At 38.6% G+C, this 25,144-nt stretch carries 20 protein-coding genes; 7 read left to right on the forward strand and 13 right to left on the reverse strand.

Annotation, left to right across the window (positions count from 1 at the left end; translation table 11 throughout):
• Window position 1: 1 nt before the first annotated feature.
• Window positions 2-610: a hypothetical protein gene (locus FJA49_RS17520; protein ID WP_140002685.1), complete on the forward strand. Its 609-nt coding sequence runs from the start codon at window positions 2-4 to the stop codon at window positions 608-610.
• Between the two features lies 1 nt (window position 611).
• Here the strand turns inward: FJA49_RS17520 and FJA49_RS17525 are convergent, their stop codons facing one another.
• From FJA49_RS17525 to FJA49_RS17535, 3 genes are read right to left on the reverse strand one after another with little or no spacing between them, the layout of a single operon-like run.
• The gene (locus tag FJA49_RS17525; RefSeq protein WP_140002687.1) at window positions 612-1,247 is read right to left on the reverse strand and encodes a conjugal transfer protein TraD; all 636 of its coding nucleotides are present in this window, start codon (window positions 1,245-1,247) and stop codon (window positions 612-614) included.
• A 3-nt stretch (window positions 1,248-1,250) separates the two neighbouring features.
• Window positions 1,251-1,655, reverse strand: coding sequence for a DUF3408 domain-containing protein (locus tag FJA49_RS17530; RefSeq protein ID WP_140002690.1), 405 nt, complete (start codon window positions 1,653-1,655; stop codon window positions 1,251-1,253).
• An 11-nt stretch (window positions 1,656-1,666) separates the two neighbouring features.
• The gene (locus tag FJA49_RS17535; RefSeq protein WP_140002693.1) at window positions 1,667-2,434 is read right to left on the reverse strand and encodes a ParA family protein; all 768 of its coding nucleotides are present in this window, start codon (window positions 2,432-2,434) and stop codon (window positions 1,667-1,669) included.
• 697 nt (window positions 2,435-3,131) lie between these two features.
• Here FJA49_RS17535 and mobA point away from each other — a divergent pair.
• Together mobA and mobB are read left to right on the forward strand one after the other, a co-directional pair.
• Window positions 3,132-3,569, forward strand: coding sequence for a conjugal transfer protein MobA (gene mobA / locus FJA49_RS17540; protein ID WP_140002695.1), 438 nt, complete (start codon window positions 3,132-3,134; stop codon window positions 3,567-3,569).
• Window positions 3,570-3,571: 2 nt separating this feature from the next.
• Window positions 3,572-4,843: a conjugal transfer protein MobB gene (mobB, locus tag FJA49_RS17545; RefSeq protein WP_140002698.1), complete on the forward strand. Its 1,272-nt coding sequence runs from the start codon at window positions 3,572-3,574 to the stop codon at window positions 4,841-4,843.
• Between the two features lie 24 nt (window positions 4,844-4,867).
• Here mobB and FJA49_RS17550 read toward each other — a convergent pair whose 3' ends face one another.
• A complete protein-coding gene (locus FJA49_RS17550) occupies window positions 4,868-6,247 on the reverse strand; it encodes a hypothetical protein (RefSeq protein ID WP_140002701.1) in 1,380 nt (459 codons plus the stop codon).
• Between the two features lie 146 nt (window positions 6,248-6,393).
• On the opposite strand from FJA49_RS17550, the gene mobC reads away from it, so the two are divergent.
• The 4 genes from mobC (at window position 6,394) to FJA49_RS17570 (ending at window position 11,091) form a co-directional block, all read left to right on the forward strand.
• Window positions 6,394-8,412: a conjugal transfer protein MobC gene (gene mobC / locus FJA49_RS17555; protein WP_140002704.1), complete on the forward strand. Its 2,019-nt coding sequence runs from the start codon at window positions 6,394-6,396 to the stop codon at window positions 8,410-8,412.
• 189 nt (window positions 8,413-8,601) lie between these two features.
• Window positions 8,602-9,252 carry a hypothetical protein gene (locus tag FJA49_RS17560; RefSeq protein ID WP_140002708.1) on the forward strand — a complete coding sequence of 217 codons (651 nt, stop codon included), beginning with the start codon at window positions 8,602-8,604 and terminating at the stop codon, window positions 9,250-9,252.
• Window positions 9,253-9,400: 148 nt separating this feature from the next.
• Window positions 9,401-10,192 (forward strand): phospholipase D-like domain-containing protein, encoded by a 792-nt coding sequence (locus FJA49_RS17565; protein WP_140002711.1) that lies wholly within the window; start codon window positions 9,401-9,403, stop codon window positions 10,190-10,192.
• A 161-nt stretch (window positions 10,193-10,353) separates the two neighbouring features.
• Entirely contained in the window at window positions 10,354-11,091 is a 738-nt protein-coding gene (locus FJA49_RS17570; protein ID WP_140002714.1) for a class I SAM-dependent methyltransferase, read from the forward strand.
• Between the two features lie 30 nt (window positions 11,092-11,121).
• Here FJA49_RS17570 and FJA49_RS17575 read toward each other — a convergent pair whose 3' ends face one another.
• The 9 genes from FJA49_RS17575 to FJA49_RS17615 form a co-directional block, all read right to left on the reverse strand.
• On the reverse strand, window positions 11,122-16,473 hold the full coding sequence (locus tag FJA49_RS17575) for an N-6 DNA methylase (protein WP_140002718.1): 5,352 nt from the start codon (window positions 16,471-16,473) through the stop codon (window positions 11,122-11,124).
• Window positions 16,460-16,897, reverse strand: coding sequence for a DUF1896 domain-containing protein (locus FJA49_RS17580; RefSeq protein WP_140002721.1), 438 nt, complete (start codon window positions 16,895-16,897; stop codon window positions 16,460-16,462). The genes FJA49_RS17575 and FJA49_RS17580 overlap by 14 nt, the downstream gene beginning before the upstream one ends.
• 168 nt (window positions 16,898-17,065) lie before the next feature.
• On the reverse strand, window positions 17,066-17,944 hold the full coding sequence (locus FJA49_RS17585; RefSeq protein ID WP_140002724.1) for an ORF6N domain-containing protein: 879 nt from the start codon (window positions 17,942-17,944) through the stop codon (window positions 17,066-17,068).
• Entirely contained in the window at window positions 17,944-20,028 is a 2,085-nt protein-coding gene (locus FJA49_RS17590; protein WP_140002727.1) for a type IA DNA topoisomerase, read from the reverse strand. Before FJA49_RS17590 ends, FJA49_RS17585 begins: the two co-directional genes overlap by 1 nt.
• A 5-nt stretch (window positions 20,029-20,033) precedes the next feature.
• Window positions 20,034-21,497, reverse strand: coding sequence for a DUF3945 domain-containing protein (locus FJA49_RS17595; RefSeq protein ID WP_140002730.1), 1,464 nt, complete (start codon window positions 21,495-21,497; stop codon window positions 20,034-20,036).
• Between the two features lie 75 nt (window positions 21,498-21,572).
• Window positions 21,573-21,887 (reverse strand): helix-turn-helix domain-containing protein, encoded by a 315-nt coding sequence (locus tag FJA49_RS17600; RefSeq protein ID WP_140003032.1) that lies wholly within the window; start codon window positions 21,885-21,887, stop codon window positions 21,573-21,575.
• 245 nt (window positions 21,888-22,132) lie between these two features.
• Window positions 22,133-22,975, reverse strand: a complete 843-nt coding sequence (locus FJA49_RS17605) for an RteC domain-containing protein (RefSeq protein WP_140002733.1) — start codon at window positions 22,973-22,975, stop codon at window positions 22,133-22,135.
• 172 nt (window positions 22,976-23,147) lie between these two features.
• Entirely contained in the window at window positions 23,148-23,945 is a 798-nt protein-coding gene (locus FJA49_RS17610; protein WP_140002735.1) for a helix-turn-helix domain-containing protein, read from the reverse strand.
• 374 nt (window positions 23,946-24,319) lie between these two features.
• Window positions 24,320-25,030: a hypothetical protein gene (locus FJA49_RS17615; protein WP_140002738.1), complete on the reverse strand. Its 711-nt coding sequence runs from the start codon at window positions 25,028-25,030 to the stop codon at window positions 24,320-24,322.
• Between the last annotated feature and the right edge of the window lie 114 nt (window positions 25,031-25,144).

The following is a 25,144-nucleotide window of genomic DNA, read 5'->3' on the forward strand; positions in this document are numbered from 1 at the left end:
GATGGCATTAGACAATGAAATTTACCAGACCTTCAAAAGTGCGTTTGAAAATAGATGTTTCAAGCTCCTTATCCAGGCTTATCAAACATCCTTAACTAGCAAAGTAATACAGCTAGACTGGGACGAGAATGACATTTCCTCTGAACTGCACGAGTATATTAAACTGAACCCGCTCCGGTCTAAATGGAAAGTATCTTCGAATGTAGAAGCGCACCTGCCGACAGATATTCCAAAGATCAAAGGTTTCTCAGCCACCTTTCCCCGGATTGATTTCCGCCTTACATCTTTTATTTCCACTTTTGAATATGAGTACTTTTTTGAAGCCAAAAATCTTAAAGAAAAAGATTCGGCATTAAAGCGTCGGTACATTGAAACAGGAATTAATAACTTTATCTCAGGCAAATACAAAGATGGAAGTATTGTAGGTTATCTGGTAGAAGGTGCCCCCAGCAAAACAGTCGTCGGCATCAATAAGTTGCTAAATAAAGATAGCAGGAACACTGAATCATTGTCCTTAAAGCCAAATGCACTTCATGGGGACTATTACGAATCAGAACATATTGCAGTTGGCACATTAAAGCACTTTATCCTCAATTTCACATCGAATTAAGTCATAAAAATTCTTGAATATCGAAATCATTCAAATCATTTTTCCGCAAAGTGGAAGAACCAGCATCAGTTTCAGAGAGACTGCTGTCCAACAGCATGGCTATTTTTCTTGAGGCACCCTCGATGGAATTTTCCAGCAGGCTGAATAATTCAGTACCCTGTATTTTTTGAACTATCGCAATTGCCGTTTCTTTTTGGGCATTCTCCAAATTTTCTTTTTGGAGTAACGCCCCAACCGAGCTTAGTTCATCATAGGTAACCCCTTGGGCAAGACTGTCATCACCTCCGGATATTCCGTACCTGTTCCATTCTTCTTCTTCCTGTTCAAAATTAGGTATATTTCTGAAAACTTCGTCCAGCTCTTCCTGCGGAATTTGAATACCTACGTTTTCATTTTCGTCGTATTCAATATCTAAATTATCGGGATTTATCTCTGTTTCCTCAATTTGGCTTTCACTGGCATTGTTTGGAACTGAAAGGCTTCTTACGGGCTTAGGCTGACCCATAATATCTGGAAGGTTTGGGTTAACTTTTTCCTGTTTCGGCTGCTGTTGCCCCGACTTTTTCTTAATGACAATCTTGTCCTGCAGAAGCAGGACAATGACTATCAGCAGGCATATCACAATTACATTTTCCATAGCTTATAAAATGGGTTTAAAACGTTCGTTGAAATAATCAGTAATATCATCCCCAAACTCCTTAAAGTGATGTTCAAGGATGTTGTCAATATAGGAGTAAAGTGTTGTCTTTTCTTCCCTCGTTAATTGTACAATGCGGATCAACCTTTCATGGTATTCGGGACGTATGTAAACAACCTTGCCATTACGACCTGAAGGAAACCTATTGACCAGAAATATCTCCTCATAATCCACCTTCTTTGAAGAAGCAGTGCGGACTTTCTCTTTTGGTTTTGGTTCCTTCTGTATTTCTTTTTGCTGATTAGCTTCGGGTACAGTAGAAGACTTATTACCACTCATGATGTTCATGATTAATTCCTCATCAACAGCAGGTTTATCAAAGTCTTTTCTTCTTTTATCTATGGACATCCTTAAGTGTTTTAGAGATTAACAATTTTTAAAAACTCCTCGACAAACAAATCTAATCTAGTTGCTTTCATAAGCTGTGGTTCGGCAGGTAGCAAACTTGACCGAAATACACTGTTGAGTGTATCATCCGTTTCTTTTCTAAAACGTTTACTATCCATTATTTTTGAGGTCATTACAGATAAATCAAGCTCGTTAATAACACTTTGATAAGCCTCGTATATTCCTGTCTTTTCTCGACCATCTACTTGATTCCAAAACATCCACATTTTTTGATCCTTATTACTCTCATCTGTTTCGGGTAAACCAAGGAATGCTTTAGTAAAGCTCAATGTACTTTCCATAACCAGACGGTCAGCACTGATTGGAGAAAAAATAAAATCCATTTTTCTTAGGGTAGTAAGCACACCTTTTGTATTGGCTGTACCAGGAAGGTCAAAAAAAATTATATCAGGCTCTATTGCAGATTCATTTACGTATTCCAAAGCCTTTGACAAGGCATCCTCCGCTTTACAACTGATAATAGGATATGCCTTTTTATTGATACTCTGATACAACTTCATTGCTGCTCTTTTATGGTAGTTATTCTGCATAATCGTTTTCAAATCTCTTTCTCTCATATTGGCTAAACTGTGTTGTGGAAAATCACAATCCATTACAAGTACATTAAATCCTAAACGATAATGTAATACACTTGAAAGTAGTGCAGTCATAGTAGATTTTCCAACACCGCCCTTAGGCGTTGAAAAACTGATTTTTAAGGTTTTCATTTTTGTTTCCATTTTTTAAATATTTATTGTTACAGATTTTATTTGTTTGGTAGGTTTAAATATTGGTGTATTTGAATAGTACCTATTTTCCGTATGCCTGTATTCCCTTTTTGAAAATTTCCTTAATTGTTGTTTGCTTTCATTACAGCTTGGTGAGTAATAATTTTTAGCAAATGGTAAACGTTGCAATCGGTAAATTGCTTTACCGCTTTTATACTTTTACATTTTTAAAGTTTTACGCTTTTAAAACCTTATGCTTTTGTTCCAAAATATCTGTATCCAAATACTCCTTTCTTATTTACCTGTACACATTTTTTATAACCTGCATTAAAACCATAAAGCAAATAAAGCTATTGAATTAGCTCCTTATTGTTGTGTGGTAGTGTTTGGCACTCAAAGGCAGAGTTTGTCTAGAGATTACAGTACAATATTCTTACAGACAGATCTTTACTTTGTAAAATGATTTTTATTAACAGATTTATGCGAAGCATCTCGACAGAATGGAAACTAAACAGCACGGCATCGAGCCGTTTTTCCCTGTTACACTTAATCCGTCCCGAAGGGCGGATTTTTGTGTTCAACGGAACACGGCAAGTTGTGTTTTGAGGCACTCTAAACCGAGTTAGTGCCTCAAAACAACTTGCCCTGCCGGGGGCTGAAAAACACTTCCGAAGTCAGCGTTTTTGTATAAATTAATAATGGATTAGTGATGAACGAGAAAAATAACAAAAAACAGAATAAGGGTGGACGGACACCAAAAATCGACCCAAGCATCTACCGCCATGTATTTCGCCTGACGGAAGAAGAAAATGCCAAACTATTATCGCTTTTTGAAACATCGGGAATGCCCAATAAAGCAAAGTTTATCATTTCGTTACTGTTCTGTAAGGAGATGAAATCGGTTAAAATTGACAAGGGAACAGTTGATTTTTATATGCGATTGACTTCTTTTCATAGTCAATTCCGGTCCGTAGGCGTGAATTACAACCAGATTGTTAAGCTGTTATATCGTCATTTTTCCGAGAAAAAGGCGGCATCTTTTCTCTATAAATTGGAAAAACAAACCGTAGAAATGGCGGAATTATGCCAAAAAATCATTCAGATAACTGAAGAATTTGAAGCAAAATACCTAAAAAAACAACCTTAGAAGTGATAGCAAAAATCGGAAGAAGCGGAAATTTATACGGGGCATTGGCATACAATCAGCTCAAAGTGGAGAATGAAAACGGACAGATTCTGTCTGGCAATAAGATGATTGAAACCGCGAGTGGTCATTATACAGTTGCGCAATTAGCCCAATCTTTCGCCCCTTATCTGATAGCCAATCGCAATACCGAGAAACATACGCTGCATATTTCGCTCAATCCTGACCCGAAAGATAAAGTAAGCGATGACAGGTACAGGGAAATGGCGGAAGAATATATGAGGGGAATGGGTTATGGCCAGCAGCCTTTTGTGGTGTTTAAGCATACCGATATTGACCGCAGCCATATTCATATTGTATCGGTTTGCGTGGATGAGCAGGGCAAAAAGATTCCAGACAGTTTTGAGAAAATGCGCTCTATGAATGTGTGCCGTGAACTGGAAAAAAAACATGGATTGATACCCGCAACAGATAAAGAGTATAGACAGAACGACAAGGTTTTCCGTCCGGTAGATTATCGCTCAGGTGATGTCAAAAGTCAGATAGCCTCAGTAGTGCGTCACCTGCCGAACTATTATCAATTCCAAACTTTGGGAGAATATAATGCTTTGCTTTCTCTTTTTAATGTTACCACCGAAAAAGTGCAGGGCGAGTTGAAGGGAAAAATGAAGCAGGGTTTATTATATATCCCTTTAAATGCAAAAGGCGAAAGAGCCGGACATCCGTTCAAGGCTTCTTTATTCGGAAAGAATGCCGGACTACCGACTTTGGAATTGCATTATGCGAAATGCAAAGAGATTTTAAAAGAGCACCCGGCAATGCCAACTGTTAAAGTTGCCGTTACCATTGCCTTGAAATCAACAAATGATGAGCAAGCTTTTAAAAAACAGTTAGGAGAACAAGGTATTAACGTAGTGGCACGCAGAAATGACACAGGACGTATTTACGGAATCACTTTTATAGATCATAATTCTAAAACAGTTTGGAACGGTTCCCGATTGGGAAAAGAGCTTTCTGCCAATATTTTTAATGATTATTGGAACAATAATATCGCACCCAAAATTAAAGAGCCAGTTGAAGTACAAGCGAAAATATCCACATCAGGAGATAGGGATCTTCCTGCAGAAGAACCCCATCATTTGTTCGACTTCCTGAATACTACTGAGAAACATGAAGACGGTTTGATTGAAGCGTTGAGTTTACTGCCAGAAGCAAAGGGAGAAGATTACGAAGAACAAGACTTTGTTAATAAGAAGAAAAGAAAAAAAACCAGATAACTTTTCACAGGATTTTGCAAAAAATCATGGTAATTTTTTATCCCAATGCGAAGCACTTTCAATTGTAACTTCATCTTCGGGAAGAATTAAAAAAGTTTTTTTAATTGGTAAAACAGGATTGATAAATGAAGTAGCAGTACTTACAGTTTCATCAAAAAACCAAGGCTCGTAAGATCTGCTATAGGATTGAAAGTAATGATAAAAAATCCAACACAATTTATTATCTCTCGTATCTATACTAGACATTGTATTTATGATTTTTTGTGTTCTTAACATTTCTACTTCAGGTCCGTCAAAAGTTTCCATTCCTATATGAATAATAGAGTTGTATTCAGGATTAAATTGACCTATCGCACTAAAAATTTGGTTTTTAACATCTCTTGCTTTAGCATTGAGGGCTTGTTCACAATCACAGTAACAATGCACACCATAAGCCTTTGCAATGTCACTAATGTAAAGGTTATTTGCTTCGCCATCTCCTACATAAAAAAAACTACCCAGAAATCCTGAAGTAAATGCAGAATGGTCAACTTCTTTTTTAGCTATAAGTTCTATTAACTGCGGTGAATTATTTTTTACTGAATATTGTTTTAGATGATTTTTAATAGAAATTATATCCACGAACGAAAGATCAATATCAATCGTCTCGTTTGATATTATTGTACCAGGAGCTTTAACATTGGGTATAATATCTTTTAATAAATCGAACAAATAACTGTCAGGGAGAGTCACCAATTCGACATGAAATGTAATATCAAGAACTACATTAAAATGTAACAGCATCTGGTTTATTTGAGATATCATAAGTTGCCTCTTTTTTGTCTCTTTATAAGTATAATCAGCTGTTTTCATCTGGCGTTTACATTCAACCTGCCACTTTTTTGAGTTTTTTGTAACTTCAAAATCGGGTGTTTTACCACCTTTACCTTCTTCAATTATTTTTACATCCCAACCATTTCTTGTCCAAAGTAACGCCGTAAGAACCTCAAAAAGTATTGCGTCAGCTTCAGACTTCCTTTTCTTGAACATATCTCGCATTTTCTTACCAATGCCCTCAATTTGGGTTACTAATTTGATGTCCGTACCAATCCTTTTAAAGATTGGAACAACTCTTGCACCTTGATGAAATTCATATTTATGAGGTTCGAATAAATAGCAATGTACCAAGAACAGATACCATCCTATTTGATCTTTTTGGATTACCAGGCGGGTACCTTCACTTATGGGTTCAGAGAAAGGACTAGTGGTTCTTACCACAGTACTCAAATAAGTTTCTATATCATTTTTTCTTTTCATCCAGTCTTGGTCAGAAATAAATGTTCTGAACCAATGATAGGCGTTTTCTATTTCATCATCTTTTATTTTTTGTATTGGAAATTGAGAAAGAGGCCGCCGTGGTATCATTGTTTAGGTTTTAAGTTTATCTATAAAATTTAAAATTATACTGTAAATATAGCCAAACACTGCCACACACCGCCACTGATTTCCACATTCTTATAGCCGAGCTGCACAGTCTTTAAATTCACGCCCGAACATTAAAATTAAAAATAATGCAAGGAGAAGATGATTTAAGGGGACTTGCCAAAATAATGGCCTTTATGCGAGCGGTAAGTATTCTTTTTGTACTGATGCACCTTTATTGGTTTTGCTACGGTTATTTTATAGATCATGGCTGGACCTTAAAGGTAATCAACAAAATATTAGGCAATTTTCAGCGTACCGCGGGATTATTTTCGCATACTTTATACACCAAAGCATTTGCCTTGGTATTATTAGCATTAAGCTGCTTGGGCTCAAAGGGAGTTAAAGACCAAAAGATAACCTGGACCAATATTAATATTGCTTTGGCGATTGGGTTTGTCCTTTTTTTTCTGAACACACCTTTATTAAAACTATCAATAACTATCGCCACAATCCTATATATCCTTACTACCGGTGTAGGATATATTGTTTTAATGGTTGCCGGAGTCTGGATGAGCCGATTGCTTCGTAACAAGCTCATGGACGATGTTTTCAACAACGAGAACGAAAGTTTTATGCAGGAAACTACATTGATGGAAAACGAATATTCTGTCAATATTCCCACTAAGTTTTATTACAAAGGAAACTGGAACAGTGGCTGGATTAATATAGTCAATCCTTTTCGGGCAACGATTGTCTTAGGTACGCCCGGTTCGGGAAAATCGTATGCAATCGTAAACAATTACATCAAACAGCAGATTGAGAAAGGTTTTAGTATGTACATCTACGATTTCAAATTTGATGATCTTTCTACAATTGCCTATAATCATTTATTGAAGCATCGGGACAAGTACAAAGTACAGCCCAAATTCTATGTGATAAACTTTGACGACCCACGTAGGAGCCACCGTTGCAATCCCCTTAATCCCGATTTCATGACAGATATTTCGGATGCTTACGAAGCGGCATATACGATAATGCTGAACCTCAACAGGTCGTGGATACAGAAGCAAGGCGATTTCTTCGTCGAGAGCCCGATTATCCTTTTGGCAGCCATAATATGGTATCTGAAAATCTATGATGACGGTAAGTATTGTACATTCCCACACGCTATTGAACTCCTGAATAAAAAATATTCTGACGTATTTACCATTTTAACCTCATATCCCGATTTGGAAAACTATTTGTCGCCTTTTATGGATGCATGGCAGGGAGGCGCACAAGATCAATTACAGGGACAGATTGCATCTGCAAAAATTCCTCTATCAAGAATGATTTCGCCACAACTCTATTGGGTTATGACAGGCGATGATTTCTCATTGGACATCAACAATCCTAAAGAGCCTAAGATATTATGTGTAGGTAATAATCCTGACCGGCAAAATATCTACTCTGCCGCATTGGGATTGTACAATTCACGTATTGTAAAACTCATTAACAAGAAGGGTCAATTGAAGAGTTCGGTTATCATAGACGAGCTGCCCACCATCTACTTTAGAGGATTGGATAATCTTATTGCAACTGCCAGAAGTAATAAGGTGGCTGTTTGTTTGGGGTTTCAGGACTACTCACAGTTAACCCGAGATTACGGAGACAAAGAGAGCAAGGTAATTCAGAACACCGTAGGTAATATTTTTAGTGGCCAAGTGGTGGGAGAAACTGCAAAAAGCCTTTCGGAGCGGTTCGGGAAAGTATTGCAGAAAAGGCAGAGTATGAGCATCAATCGCAACGACACATCGACTTCAATATCTACCCAATTGGACAGTCTTATACCGGCTTCCAAAATATCCACCCTGACACAAGGTTTTTTTGTTGGATCTGTATCGGACAATTTTGATGAACGTATCGAGCAGAAAATCTTCCATGCTGAAATTGTCGTGGATAATGAAAAGGTCGCTTCCGAGACTAAAGGATATCAAAAAATACCCGAAATATTATCTTTTACTGACAAAAACGGTAAAGACAATATGAAGCAGGCAATCGAAGATAATTATAGGCAGATAAAAATGGATATTGTACTGATTATCGAAACCGAACTGCAACGTATCAAGAATGACCCCAACTTACAGCATTTAGTCCCAAAAGATAGTCATAAAGGGGATAAATAAAGTAAATATATCTAATGACCTAGCTAGGCAATCTTGGTATATTAAAAACTTTAGAATTATTTATAAAAAGGATATATTTACCATTACAATAAGCACATACACTTATTGAGCAAAGCCAATGTGAATTAATTCAATTGGCTAGCTTTTATGAACATTATATACAAGTAAGCAGCAAGTTTAAAAAATAATATGAATAGCAAACAAAAAGTAAAAGAATTAATATTAGATCAATTTCGAAAGGGAAATCGTCGTGATAATGAAATCATAATGATGCGTGTTTTTATTAATCTTGAGTACAAACTTCCTCCAAAACAAAGAGATGTTTTTTACGAAGCGATCAATGAATTAATAAATGAGGAATTAATTATTTATGAAAAGTCCTCCCCAGAATGCTTACGTTTAACAAAAAAAGGATACGACTATATATATGTTGAAGAGGATGAAATTAAGCCAACCAATATGTCTGAAAATTCAACAGATACAAATAAAGAGAAATCTTCAAATCCTTCTGCATTAGATATTTTGAATCAAGCAATTACTAAAGTACCATTTGTCAAATATGCTTTGGGAATTGCTGGAGTAGGCGCAGCTATAGCAATTGTCGCAATGTTTGTCAAAGAAGATGCGAAAGTACCAGTAATAAGCTTACTTATTATGCTTGGACTTATGGTTTTGCTTTTTATCTTTTCAAGAGTCGCAAAATCAAAAGAAGCACACGTTAAGTACGCTGGATTTATTTTAATATACTTCATTGTGGCAGTAACTTGTTTATCGTGCGCATTACTTATTACATCTGTCTTTTTTGATTTTCCTAAACCAATCGGCGAGATAATTAAATGATAAAACCTGCTGCTAACAACTATTGTATTCCTTAGCGGTTTTCCAGTTGCCGGAAAATTTATCTTATCACTATATTTATTAAAGCCGAGACAAGTCTTCTTCGTTTTTCCACAACAAAATATTCGGGCAAGATGTTAACTACAACTTAATGACAACAACACTCTTTAAAAACATCAAAAAAAACATTGAATCGAATATTTATTCCGCGAAAGAATCAATTGTGGTTTCTGTTGCATGGTTTACTAACAAAGATCTTTTAGGACAATTAAGCGATAAACTCGAAAGTGGCTGCTCAGTTGAAATAATAATTAGTGATCATTTTGAAAATGGAAGATTATCTTTTGAAAGTTTCATTAAAAAAGGCGGGAAAGTTTTTGTATTACAAACACGAAGTGGAAAATTTTTACATGATAAATTTGCTATTTTTGATGGGGTCAAATTAGTTGCTGGCTCTTATAATTGGACATATTCTGCTGAGTATTATAATCATGAATTTGTTATTCAAAGCGATGAGGTACAGCTTTTAAAACAATTTTCTATTCGTTTCCGAAATCTTAAAGAAATCGTTACTAACTACGACAAATTAATTTTGAGTACACATGACGCGCTTTTATCAGAAACAAAAGAGGATTCATTTTTAATATTAGAGAATGAATTGCATGACGAACTAATTGCTTCTGTGGATTTATCAATAAAAGCTGGTGCAAAAATTAATAGATCAATTATCCTAAATCAGATTTACAATTATGGGGCTATTGGCGCCGCCAATCGTCTAATACAAGAAGGCACCGAAAAATTACATTCAGGATTAATAAAGATGTTTCATATTAACAGACTCGATCTCACAATTGAAAGTATAATTCAAAAGGATAAGTATAGAGTTTTATTTACTGACGAAATACTTCTAAAAGCCAAGCAAAGATTGGCACAATTGCAATAATTAAAGTAGTTGCTAAACTATCATATTCCATTGCGGTTTTGTAGTCTCCGGAGCATTTTATTTTTCACTATATTTATCACAGCCAAGACAACGTTGCTCCGCTTTCGAAAAAAATATGCTAGCAAAAGGTTGTAGCCAATATTAACCAAACCTCTTAAATTATGGACGAAACTTTACGAATTTATTGGGAACTTTATAATGAGATATTTTCAAATGAACTAATGATTCATAAGAGCCATAACTTACTTAGAAATTTTGAAGAAGAATTTATTGACGGACCAATACTTGAATTAGGCTGTGGACAAAGTAATTTTTTGGTGGAGTTTTCAAAAACCGGAAAAGAAATATTTGCAGTTGACAATGAAGAGTTCCAGTTGAATTTATTAAAAAAAAGAATTGAATCATACGCTGGAAAAGATGCTGGAAAATTACGTTTATTAAATATCACAATTCCTGAGAAAGAAATTCCGCAAGAAGTATTTTCATTAGTTATTGCATCTGATTTTTTACATTTTTTTTCAATAAATGAATGTAAAAATATCATTTCTCAGATAATTGCAAGAACACAGAAAGGCTCATTAATTTTTGTTAGAGTTCACTCACAATCACATTCTTATAGTAATTCCCCAGATCCGGAATTACACAAGTATTTTAAACATTTTTTCACAGAAACCGATTTAATGGAATTGTTTGATGAAAAGTATTTCGACAGAATGATTTTCTCAAATACTGTTCAGAATATTAGATCCAAATTTACTAGAGAAATGGAGATAAAGTGGACAGAAAAAATATTAGATGAATATCAAATTTTTGATCCGCAAGAAAGGCAAGAACAATTTGAAGAAGCTAATAAAGAATTAAATATTGGCTATCTAGAATGTATTTATAGACGAAAATGAAACTGCCTGTGAGATAAGCGACGGCCGTTCTCAAACCTTTAACCGTGCAGCAGGCTTTTCCTGCACCTGAATACCACTGATCTCAATTGTTTCTTTCTGCTCTGTATTTTCGGAAGTAATAGATAATTGTATTTTCCTTTCAACGGCAGCAAGTTCTGTTTTAAGCTCACTTAATCTACTTTCCTTAGACCACGTACTGTTTATCACATCTTTAAGAACGGGCAGGTCTTTTTGTATTTCAGTAATCTTCTTTTTTTCCTGTTCGATATAACCTGGTAATTTCTCCAGCGCATTAAGAAAGTTCATAGCTGCCAGCTTCTCGTCTTTAGCGATTAAACCGTTGTTGTAGGTATATTTAATATTTCCCTCACCTTGTATCAAAAATCGGTTTACCCGTATATCCACGCCCTCTCTTTCGGACATTTCTGTTTTGACCAAAAGTGTAAATCCGTACAAGGTACCGATTTCTTCATATTGACCTCCGGTACGGGCTTTCTCTGCAAGCTCATTGAGCTTGGTACCAATTTGTTTACTGTCAGTATTGGAAGGTAAACCGTCCAATCGTAAAGGATTTTCGACACTACCGTCCGAACATTTTTGTATGCGTTGCTGTAAGTTTTCCCAATCAAGGCTCATTCGGTTAAAACGGGATTGGGAGCTTTCAAGCAATTCCGTAAAATCCTGCAGCTTGTATTTGGCACTGAACTTAGAACGGTTAAACGCCTGTTTTTCGCTTTCCAATCCTCCAATCTGTTTTTCCAATTTGGCTTTATCCAAAAGGTCGGTATTTCCCGAAAGGATAGCCACATATTCCGAAAAGTTCATTCCCGATTTTTCGTCCATACTCCCCTCGTCAATAGTCCGTTTGCCCAGATTGTTGTTTTTTAACTGGTCTATAAAAAGTTGCTTATTGTACAGCAGGTTAAACTTATAGCTGTCCAATGATTTCTCTACTGCATAGATAATTACATCAACTTTGTTGTTGGCAAAGAATTTAGCTATTTCATTACCTTTTCGGACTGCCCGTCCGTCCCTTTGGGCAAGGTCGCTTGGCCGCCACGGTGTGTCTAAATGATGAACGGCAACAGCTCTTTTCTGTGCGTTGACACCTGTCCCGAGCATACTTGTAGAACCGAACAGCACCCGAATCTTACCTTCGTTCATTCCCTTGATAAGTTCCTTGCGCTGCTTATCATTCTTACCTTCCTGTATAAACCTAACTTCGTTTGCTGGTATGCCGTGGTCTTCCACCAGCTTACGTTTGATTTCGGAATACACATTCCATTCGCCCGGCTTGTAAGTTCCCAGATCGGAGAAAACGAATTGTGTTCCCTTCTGTGCGTTGTATTGGATGTAATACTTGGCAATGTTTGCCGCACAATGCGAAGCCTTGTTATCGGGGTGGTCATCATACCTACCACTAACCATACGCATATCCAGCGACATCTTACGAGCATAGTCAGTAGCGATAAGCATTTTTGCTTTTTCTTCGCTTTGACTTAATGGTAGTCTTCCCAACAGTTCGGCATTTCCTGTTTTCGCAAACTCCATCAGGTTTTTTATAAATTCTTCCTGGTCGGGAGTAGATGGTATGTTGTAAAGTACCTCGTTTTTATCGGGGCGATCAATGCCTATATCTTTTGCAGTTCGGTAATCCGTGATTTCGGAGTAAAACTGAGCCAGCTCCGGTACTTTGATAAAGTAACGGAAACGTTCTTTTGCCACGATATTGTTGGCCACCGAAAATTCATAATCAGTAGTTTTTCTTGCATAGATAGCCGCCCATGCATCAAAGGAATGAATTCCTTGTTTTTCCATCGCTCGTGGTCGCAGGTATTTGAACAGTAGATACAGCTCAGTTAATGAATTACTGATAGTTGTGCCCGAAAGGAAGGTTGCCCCCATATCAGCATTGATACGTTCCTGAATAGTACGGATGGCAAACAAAAGGTTGATAGCCTTTTGGCTTCCGTCCACATTGCCTAATCCGGCAACCCGTGTATGCCTCGTGTTGAACATCAGATTTTTGAATTGGTGGCTTTCGTCCACAAACAAATGATCAATTCCCATCATCTTAAAATCTACGACATCATCTTTGCGGTTTTCTATATCGTGCTGCAGGGTTTTCAGCTTGACTTCTAGATTTTCTTTGCGCTTGATTACTCCGGAAAGCATACCTCTTGTAACTTCCTTGCCTTGCGATTGTAATGCATCGAGGTTACGCTCTATGCTGTCTAATTCTATTTCGAGTATTTCCTTTTGTATTTCAGGAGATTGGGGTATCATCCCGAATTGGTCATGCGTCAAGATAACACAATCCCAATCATTGTTTTTAATATCACCGAAAATTCGCATCCGTTTTTGCGGCGTAAAGTCTTCTTTTCCCGGAAACAGAATTTTAGCGTGCGGATAGGCAGTACGGTATGCTTCGGCAATTTCGTGAACATTGCTTTTTAGCCCTATAATCATAGGCTTGTTGGCTAACCCCAAACGCTTCATTTCCTGTGCAGCCGTACACATTACGAGCGTCTTTCCTGCGCCTACTTCGTGGTCACATATCGCACCGTTGTTCAGTTTTATCATCCAAACGGTGTCCTTTTGGCTAGAATACAAATCTTCGATGCCGAGTGCCTTGCGGTCCAATCCCGGAAAATCCTGATGGCTTCCGTCATAGCTTGGTCGGACGAAACAGTTAAAAGTGTCGTTGTATTGGTCGGTCAGCCGGTTTTTAAACTCATCGTTTTGCGAGTGCAGCCAATCGGTAAAACCAGTGCGGATTTCATCGATCTTGGTGTTGGCCATTTGTATGGCTTCCATATCTTTTACCTTGACCTCTTGGTCGCCAACCATAACTTTTTTGGTAATGTCCGGTGTGGTATTGACAAGGGCGTGTTTTAGCAGGGCAATACCGTCGAATGTGCGGCTTTCGGCTTTGACAGCATATTTTTCCCATATATGTAAATTCCCTTGATAGCACTTTACGGAAAAGTCATCGGAGCTTTCCGAATAATTTATATGTACATCAGCATCGAAAAGATGTGAAGCAAAACGGGCATAAAGGCCTGTGGGTATCCAGCGTTCACCTAAATTAAAATCTAGTTCCTCAAATTCAATACGTGTTGGTCGGCCCTCTTCTAAGACGGTAAGGCTTGCTTCGGCTTGGCTATCTTCAGTATTAATTAGAAGGTAAGCTTTGAGCTCTTGGGCTTTTTCAACTATGTTACCTGCAATCCAGCGTTCGGATATTTCATATTCCTTTTGCAGGGGATTATAGTAAATACGACCGTGTAATGCTTCTTTCAAAGCATCGTGCGTCATACTGCTGATTTTAGACATATAGTCCAAATCCACCCACCCGTATTTGTTCAGCGAAGCCGCCAGCGCTTCTTCAGGATTGTCTGTTGCTATTGCTAAGGTGGAGAAACTTACAGGACGGCTGAATATATCGGCTTTGTGTACAACGCCACCAACTACCCGTTCCAGATAAGGGATTTCCTTGCCCGAGCTATCCGTTTTGATGAGCTTGATATTGTCGGCACTGTTAAGATCGCCGTACCTTTTGACAAAGGCATCATAAAGACGGTTAAGATTTTCCCTTTCTTCTTTTTGTTCAGTCTGAAACGTTGCCTCTTTATTGTAAAGCTGTTGGTAAACATCACGTAGAGCTATGTACGCTTCGGCTCTTGCTTTCTGTAAGGCCGGCAACTGCAAGGGGTGGAAAACCGCCACGCCACATGATGTATCTACTTCTTGCAGATGACCGACCCAGCCATTATTCGCAACAAGGCAGTCGTTACGATGAAACGATTGCAGTTCGCCACTGTACGGAGCAGGTTTGGAAATAGCTGGCATATCAGCATGGCTATTCCCGCTGGTATTCGAAAACAGGTCGCCGATAGCTTCCTGTTTTTGATCTTCGGCTGAGGCTAGTCTATTGGTAAGTGCTGGCGTGTATGATTGCAGCATAGCACTGAAAAGGTCAGTTTGCTGACCTGTCGCACGACTGTTTTTTTTAGTGCTTTGCTTTTTGACTTTAGGAGTTCCTTTTGGTGGATCAGTTAACATTGCAGGTCCATCCGCATATTCAAACAGGTCAAAAATGCTTAACTGTTTTATTTCCCGCGTGCTTTCCGGAACAGAGAATGTCTTATGTTGAATGCTTATAGCTTCGACAACCGGAGGTGCAACCGTGGTTTCAATAGGGGTAATTGTTTCAGGTACTTCGTTCTGTTCGCCTTCATACAAACCAAAATTCAGATGCTTACCAAAATCTTCGGAAAGCATTCGTTTCAAATCTTTGGCAATTCCTTCAACGCCGCCTTTATGTGTATAGATCAATGCAGGCTGTCCATAAGCGTCGGTGTCTAATTTATGTTCGGTATGCACAATCCTTGTACTGTCCTGAAAGAGTGCATTGCCCGATGTGTTGTATTCTGTCTGTCTGCTTTGGCAAAACAGATCTTCCCTCTGCTTAAGACCTTGCTTTGCCGTATTTTTTTGCAGGATAATCAAATCACTTCCAACTGCTGTTCCGGCGTATTCCGTAAACAGGTTGTTTGGCAAGCGAACTACTGAAATCAAATTATTATCCTGCATAAGCGCCCTGCGTATCGGCTCATTATTTGGGCTGTTGAGAATGCCCTGCGAGGTAATGTAAGCCAGCAGACCGCCCTCCCGGAGCATATCAGCACCTTTGAGAAAAAAGTAATTGTGAACGCTACGGGCTGCCTGTACTTTTGCACTGTCCTTGCTTCGGGAATAGCTAAGGTCGAAAACGGAAGTGTCACCAAAAGGTATGTTGCTGGCTACTATATCATAGTTGTTTTGTTCCTTTTCGGGTATTTCTTCAAAACCGGCAATACGGATATTGCTTTGAGGATAAAGCTGTTTTAAAATCTTGCCCGTGAGCAAATCCTTTTCATAAGCAGTAACATTAGCTTTTTGATTTTCTGAAAAGGATTGTATGAATGAGCCGACACCGGCGGAGGGTTCTAGGAGTTTATCAATGTTCAGACCGCTTTCACGCAAGGTCGCGGAAATCGCATTTATTACCTGTGGCGGTGTATAAAAAGCCGTCAGAACGGAGCTCTTCATACTATCCACATACCTGCGGTATTGCTTTTCGTCTTCTGAATTTTCTTTGAGTAGTAGGTGTAGTTCCTGCGTGAGTGGAAAAAGCTCATGTTCGGTTTTTCTCCAATTATTGATGTCAATTTCATTCGCTATGGGGTTCAATACGAATTTGAGACCGCCAAATCCGCTGTATTGCATCATTAGCAGTCTTTCGCCTACGGTGGCTTGTCGTTTCTCCTTTTCCAGTTTAAAAGCAATTCGCAGGGCATTAATGTTCTCTTGGAGATGTTGCTTTTTACTGAAGCCCATTTTCCTGTATCCATATTGCGATGGTTCCTGTTATTTCTGTATAGAGCAGGTCAAACTCAAAACTGTATGCGAAGGTGTCGGTTACCTCGTAGCTGGAGAAAACAGGCGTGCAGACAGGAAACATTTTAATAGCAAATGGTCGCATTTCCTCGTCTGCCATTATGGTATCAAACTCATTGCAGACAACCTGAAAAATAGTGTCAAACATGGAGAAATACAGGTTTTCAAATAGTATATAATTCGCTATTTCGCTGCATTGCTCAATAGTGTTTCCTGAACTAAATGCGCCTTCGTACGCATTGGCCGCCCACGAGGAACGCTGTTCAATAAATTTTTGGTCGTTTGCTTTTTCAGGGAAACTTGTATTTAATAATTCTTGGAGTCGTAATCTGAAATACGATAGGTCTTTTTGCTGTGTATCCATACTATAATTTTGTTTAGAATTGGCATGAAGCCTAAAATTATAGCAGTAGATAAGAGCCTTTGCTGAAGTTGAATGATTTGGCTTTGTATGGCAGGATTTGGCAAAAGAACGCTTCTATAAAACCCGAAATGAAAACAAAACCCTCTGATCATTCAGAGGGTTTATTTATTAATTGTTCAAGATTTGAAGCATTCTGCCGACCTCAATATCCATTCTTGAAAAGGCAAACCATTTTTTACCCAGGTCTTTGAGTGATGCTCCAATATGATAGAGTTCTGTATCGTCAATTATCAAAAAACGGTCGTGAGCATCAGAGAAAATTTCGATTTCAATCTGGGGATATTGGCTGTTGTATAGCTGCAAATCCAGTCGTAGCTGATTGCTTATATTCTTGGTATAGATAGTTGCGGTAACATCATTGTTGCGTTTACCCAATAAAGTTAATACTGTGTCATCTACATAATTATCCAGCAGGATAATGGAGATTTTAGCAGTTCGGATAATATCGGAAACAAAGGCATAGGCATCAAAAACCTGCCCGTTATAGAAAATACCTTTTTCGCTATGGATTTTATCGCTTTCTAAAGCCTTAAAAATCTCTTCAAATTTTTGGTCGGCTTCTAGTTGTTTCAGTTCAATCTTATCCAAACGATGAAAAAGAGAGGCATTGCTGATAAGCATTCTACGCATTTCTACAAATGCTTCCATAATTTCAACACTGACCTTAACGGCAATTTCGGAACGAAGTATAGCAGAAGCCATTGCAACCCCTTGTTCGGTAAAAACATATGGCAGATAACGTCTTCCGCCGTAGCTCAATCTTGAGGTTCCAATTTGGAACCTCAAGATTTCTACTTCTTCTTTGGTCAGTTGATAGCAAAATGATGCGGGAAACCTCTCAATATTCCTTTTTACGGCTTTGTTAAGGTTCTTTGTGTCCACCTGATACAAGGAAGCGAGGTCATTATCCAGCATCACTTGCTTTCCATGTATGGAATAAATCAGATTTCTGATTTCAATTGGGCTAATGTTGGGCTTATTTTCCATTACTTTTTGAAGTCTTTATTTTTGGCAAACTCAAAGGAAGTTTCAGCATTATCGTTCAGTACGATGTATGCATCAAACGTTTTTCCTGCCTTGCTTTTCATTCCTTTGATGAGTGAAGTCTTACCCGTGCTGACAAGGTTTTTAATATCGCCGATACCTATTTGCACGCCGCAGACATTGCGGAACTGTACCCAGCTACAAGCTTCATCAGGACACTTCACTATTTTGTCCCGTATAATGAGTTGCTGGCTTTTACATTTGGGGCAAATGAGTTTTGGCAGGTTGTTTTGTGCAATAGAAGTCTGCAGCAATTCATTGGCAATAGATGAAGCGTAATTTTCCATTTCCTTTTGAAATGTTTTGGCATCTGATTCGTTGTTTTCGATTTTCTGCAATGCGAGTTCCCACTGGGCGGTCATTGCTACGTCTGCTATTTTTTGGTCTTTGACCAAATCATATACCAGTAATCCCTTTTCAGTTGGTATCAATGATTTCTTTTCTCTATGTATATAATTGCGGGCAAATAATGTCTCGATAATTGCTGCCCTTGTAGCCGCAGTGCCGATCCCGATATTTTTTAAAGCCTTGCGTTCACCTTCATTTTCTATATCATTTCCGGCATTTTCCATACCAGACAAAAGGCTTGCTTCGGTATAAAGCACAGGTGGTTGGGTCTTCTTTGCTAAAACAAAAGCTTCCTTTATTTTGAGATCATCGCCTTTTTTCAGCTGAGGCAAGTCCTGTACTGGTTCTGTATCACTATCAGAGAAACTGCCTCTAATCGAACGCCAGCCCGCTTCTATAATCTTACAGCCTTTTGCGTGAAAATCATAATGCAATACCTGTAAACCGACATCAGTTAACTCTTTAATACAGGCTTGTGAAATGGCTTCGAGTAATCGAAAGGCTATCATGTCATACACCGCATTTTCCTTTGCATTCAGGGCTGATGGGATTTTATCAGTAATCAATAATCCATGATGATCAGTAACACGCAAATCGTTCACGATACGTTTATTAAAACGACCCCATTTCACTTGAGATAGGGTTTGTTTAATGTTTTCCCTGTTTTGCAAAGCTCTTACAAGGCTGGGAATTTCCGCCCACATATCTTCAGGAATGTATTTGCTTCCGGTACGAGGGTAAGTGATAAACTTCTTTTCGTAAAGGCTTTGGGAAATGTTAAGGGTTTCTTCAGCAGAAAGGTTCAATTTTTTGTTGGCCTCTTTTTGCAAGCCAGTAAGGTCGAACAATAAAGGCGGTTGCTCTGTAACGCTTTTGGTCTCAACCGCTGTAACTATTGCCGTTTCGTTTCGCTGAATGGCTTTAAGGGAATCACCGGCAAGTTTTTGGTCTTCCCATTTGATGTTTGAAATACTTTTAAATTCTATCAGCTCTTTGTTATGTGACAACTGTATCTGCCAATAATTTTTTACCGAGAAACTCCTGTTTTCCAAATAGCGTTTGCATATTAAAGCTAGTGTAGGTGTTTGTACTCTTCCAAGTGAATAGACCCCATTGGCTGCTGCAATTGAGAGTGCCTGTGTCGCATTGATGCCCACCAGCCAGTCGGCGCGACTTCTGCCTTTCGCTGCATGATATAATCCGTCAAATTCTTTCCCGTCTTTGAGATTATCAAAACCTTGTTTAATGGCTTTTTCGGTAAGGGAGCTTATCCAAAGCCTTTCAAAGGGTTTACTGCATTTCAGGTATTCATAAATATACCTGAAAATGAGTTCGCCCTCACGGCCTGCATCGGTGGCTACGATTATGGTATTGCTGTTGTTAAAGAGCTGTTCAATGATTTTCAATTGTTTTAATGCACCTGTATCGGTAGTATAGCCTGTATCTTTTTTGACCTTTCGAACAGTCAGTAAAAAAGGGTTCGGAAGTATCGGCAGTGATGCTTTGTCAAATCCCGTGATCCCGTAATCTTCGGGCATTCCCAATCCAATAAGATGGCCTAGTGCCCAAGTAACAAAATAGCCGTTACCTGTGAGGTAGCCGTCCTTTTTCTCGGATGCGCCCAACAAGCCGGCTATTTCCCTTGCTACGCTTGGTTTTTCTGCAATTATTGTTTTCATACATCTTACATTTTACGTCCTTTCGATTTGGCAGGTGCGTCGGGTGCATCGGGTGCTTCATGTTGTTCCTGTTGCTTTCTGTTGTTGGGATTTGTTTGACCAGATTCTAAGGACTCTTTGATATTCTTTGTTGTCTCATTGGTTTTACCTTCTGAGTTGACCGCAGTCTGCGTTTTATGTGCTTCAGTCGGTTTAGCCTGTTCCTTGATCTTGTCCGGATTTTGGAAAGAGAAATCGGTTTTATTGGTTTCCTTATTGAAAGTGATATAACCATTATATTCTTTACCCTTCTTGTCCACTAAGCCGCTTACATAAACTGTCTGTCCATCTTTGAACTTTTGATATTGCTCCTTATCGAGCTCTTTGTCCCTGAAAGTTTTCGGAACTTCTTGCGATTGGTTTTGCTGCTTGTCCTGTGTCTGTTTGTTAGAGTTGTTCCTGTCGAACTGGAACTCTACAAAACGTTTGTCGGCATTGAATTGTACAGTAGCATCGAATTCAGTTCCTTTCTTGGAAATCATTCCTTCTAAATAAAGCGGCTTGCCCTCCATTAAGGTTTGCTTCTGCTCATCATTAAGTTTTACGCCTTTGAGCTCGTCAGGGATTTTGATAAACTCAGTACGTAATGCCACAAGCTCATTGGTGAGCCTATCCACACTGATAATGGAGGGAATAGTCTCGTTTGGATTTTTTGAATTGACCAGATTAACCACACGCCCCATATTACCTGTTTCGAGCAGGTTGTTCTTGTCTGCCTGGCTGAAGCTATGGCCGAAAAACTCAAAGTTCAGATTGGGCTCTTTGCGGATTCCGTGGATGGCAACTACTACCTGTCCGTCGTCATTCGATTGCAGGGATAATCGGGCATCCATTCTTGTAACGGCGGTTCCCAGGTTTAGACTTACTGGTACAAGCTCATTTGTTTTGTAACCTTTAAGTAGCGGATCTAGCAGGTTCAGTTTTTCAAGTTTCTCTTTACTTAATCCCAAGTTGTTCATGGTTTCCCAATCGATCTGTTCCGGTTTGTATTTATATTCATTTGTGTCCGGTGTTGTTGGTGTTGTTTCCATATTATTTGTATTTTCTTGTTTATGATTCTCTTCTCGTTCTGTCTTCAATTCGTGCTGCTTCATCAACTGTTCGCCTTCAGGCGTTGGATTCTGAATCTGCTTCTGCATTTCTTTTGCAAGATTAATAGTCAATGGTGCAGGAATTTTGAAGAAGGAAAAATTGGTAGGGTTCTTCAGCTGGCTGAAAAAATTGGAAAAGAAGTTGGAAAATAAATCTCCTTGCTTATCCACCCGCATGAATTGGTTCTGGTTTTTCTTTGTAGGTTCAACGGTTTCCAGTTTTCCATTTTCGTCAATGCCCTTTACAGCCATTATTTTCATTTTCTCTTTATCCAGTACCAATAATATCTCCGATAGTTGTTCAGGAGACTCTGTTTTTTCTAAAATTTGTTCGCTCATAGTTTAAAATTTTAAATTCAATCCCGAAAGTAAAAGAGGTATTTGCTGCCAAGTGTTAATAGGCATCAGCTGGCTTCATTTGTCGTTTGCTGTCTTTTTTTTGGGCACTGGGGTGGTAAAGCTTTCCCTTACGAACTGGTGTATATCCGAGAGCTTATAGTAAATTTTCCCGCTGATTGTATAATAAGGCAGCCGGCCTGAAGAGCGGTGTCTTTGTAACGATCGTATACTTATCTTGAGCATCTGAAGAACATCCTGATTGTCCAGGAATTCTTCTCCGTCAAAAGCAACATGCTGATTCTTACTTGTACTTACCGCCTCCATAAGGATGTCGAACCTCTCCATGATTCGATCCATCCACGCCGTGAATTCCATTCTGTCGATATTCATAACCATTACTTTTGATTTAACACCACAAAATTGGTACATGAAAAAAATATTTTCTGCCAAGTCCTGCCCATTGGCAAGGAAGATTTTTTCTACAAATCATTCTAAATAAGAGTGGAATATTGAAGTTTAGGGTAAAGAGTCCATTGTGATAAGTGAAGTTTTTGCCTTTTGCCAATGGGCAGATATGGGCAATAAAAAAGCAGTGCTGGGGCACTGCTTAAGGCAGAAGAGTTCACTGCGAAATCTTATAGCTCTTTATCCATATATTGTTCCAAAGACAATTTAAGATGGTCCAGAAATGATGTTCTTGTTCCGGCCCTGTCTTTCATCCGGTGAAAAGAATGATGCACATCGCCGAGCGGTACGCGGAAAAGTATTTGAAATACCAAGGTAATTTTGCGGATTCCAATTTTCCCATGCGATATCACTCCCGAAGCATAAAGCGCATAAATGAGTTCAATGAGCGCATTTTTTGAATCGGTCCAGAAAATATCCTTAGTTGATTCAGGGGTATTTAGCAATGAGCCTGAATGCTCTTCCGGGTTTATTTTCGTTAGCAGATAAGTATAAATTAACTCATTGGCCATAATCCTGGCTACTTTAGAATCGTAATAGGTAGAAAACTGGTTATCTATTTCAAAAACGTAACTGTTTAGTCCATCCCTGTAATTAATCTTTCCTCTCATGAAATATTCTTCATCACGGTCGCTTCTTCCCGACCTGTAATAGCGATAAAAATGAGAACCGCAGATATGTTCTTTAAATTCCTGCTTGAGCTGGCCAAGCTGGCTTGCGAAAAATTTCTGATACATCTTGCCGTCTTTTACCGGGCAGACTGTCTCGATGCGAAATATTTTATTATAATAAATCAATTGTCCTAAAATCTGGGGTTTGATATCACGAAAAAATTCTATTTCTTCTGCGGGAGTTTTAAATCCTTCCTTTAAAATATATTCCCGAGTAGTATTCAGCAATTCTTTGAGATAGAGTGTCATTTGGTAAGCCTCATCGATGAGATGGGAAGTTTCCCGCGAAACTTGATCTTCCTTAATACGGATTTCGGAAATAATTGCATTCAGTGATTTCATAGCTCATATGTTTTTAATGTAATATCTTTCAAAAAACTATGGACTATATAAACATTACCGTGCTTACTGTACAAATACATGCTATACGATTAAGGTGGGCTATCACAAGCAAAATCAATTATGAAAGGAATATTACGGTTCAGTAGATTTACAGTTGTATTGTAAGAACGGATTAAAATTTTAAGTTTAAGCGATATTGGGTTGGCGTTAATTTGGCGTGCCTTTTAAAAAAATGGCTAAAAGATGAAGAATTTCTAAAGTTTAAATGCTCGCCGATCTGGGTAATGGTAAGGTTATCATCTGCCAGTAGAGTGTATGCTTCTGAAATAATAGCCATCTCAATATAATGTTTGGCTGACATGCCGATAGCATTGCGTACTGCCTTGCCCAGATGCCCTTTGCTGACAAATAAAGAGTCGGCATAAAAACGTACATCATGGTGTACTTTGCAGTGCTGGTGTACAAAAGCCATAAAACGCATACTGATTTTTTCAGTGCGGCAGTGGATGTCAATTATATTTTCGCTGTGCTTGTAGCATAGCCCGCTGAATTCATAAAGAATAAGATTAAAATAAAGCAGTACCATTTCTTCTTGAAAAATGCTGTCCCGACTGATAATTTTTTTCTTTAGAAATCCAAAGACTTCTATCAGATAATTTATTTCAGTCTGCGTAAGTGAAATTACAAAAGGTGAATAGCTGGTCAGAATCTCTATGTAACCGATACCGGATTTTGAGAATCTGTTGGTAATGGCAAAATCCCTTTTACAGGATATAAAGCAGACTTTCAGCGACGGTGTCAGCTTAATAAATTCAGCCGTACTCGGAACTGCATACATATCTCCTTGGGAAAGAGAGACTGTTGAACTACCGTCCATAAAATATATTGTGCCGGAAACTACCACAATGAGAGAAAACCAGGCTGGATTCATCAGGGTTTTGCGCGACTTGACAGATTTAAAATCTGTCAAATACAAGACTTTTAATTCCTTTTGCCAGCGTCTATTTTTTAAGATCTCCAAGATGTTATATTTTTAGTAATTAAGTTTGCGAGAGGACTAATTCAAGTTTTTATCATGCTTTTATGATCTGCTTTTTGTAAAGCAGCTGCAGAGCATGGTAAATACAAAGAGTATATCGAAAAGCGTAGTGACGAGCAGAGCGTAAACGAAACCATGAGGGTCCGAGGATTTAAGGCCCCCATCTGCGAGATAGCCCACCATTTCATCATAGCTCAACAGGTCTATGATGAAATAGAGGCTCCCTGCATTCAACGCCACGAACAGAATAATTGCAGAAATTGTAAATGTTCGCTCATAGCGCATCAGCAGAAAAATTATCCAGTTCACTGCGTGGAGTGTTTTTTTTGGTAAATATCTACGGTTGCGGCCATCTTAAGACCCAAAACACTATTCTGTTCCGCTCCACTGGCAGCTGCCACAATATTAGTAACTGACGTGTCCCAGTCCTCGTCCTTTCTCTTTTTCTTAGCTAAGGAGTATCGCGCCACAGATGAAGCTGTCAGGATTATTCGTTTATCAACAGCGGAGAATAAGTTACTGCTGATAACAGATGCTTCATAGGATACTATAATCGGATGAATATCTTCATATGAACTGTCAGATGCCGATAGGAGGGAATTTAAAAATGCTAGGAAACTGGCCTTGGCGCTAGTGCCAAGGCTTGATGCACCCAAGACATCACTAGCTGGATCGTTTGTGTTTAATATCCAGATGATTTCTGAGGCCCTTGAAGACACGGCAGGATCATTAGGTAAGAGCATCAGTTCTGGATGAACCGCCGACAAGGAATCAATCAAAATGGTGATTTCTTCAATAGACAGTGAATTAAAGGCAGCTTCATCTAAAATATCTAAGATTTCATTATGAAGCAATCCTGCTGTATCATATGGATTTGCTGCATTCGCGGGATCTATAACTGTTTTTTTTGTGCTCATGGATTTGTATGTAGCATCAAGGGTGTGCTCTGTGTATTCATCTGAGCAGGCAATAGTGACTAATGGCAGGATTAACAGCCAAGCTTTTAAATTTTTCATGTGTACGTCGTGTTAAATGTGACTGATTACTTTTTTTTCGTCAGTTCATTTTTCACCCCGGGGGAAAGCAGAACGATGCTGGTTTTGAGCCAGACTTTTTGCTTGAATTCAAAA

Source organism: Flavobacterium microcysteis (genome assembly GCF_006385255.1).
In the GTDB taxonomy this organism is placed as follows: Bacteria; Bacteroidota; Bacteroidia; order Flavobacteriales; family Flavobacteriaceae; genus Flavobacterium; species Flavobacterium microcysteis.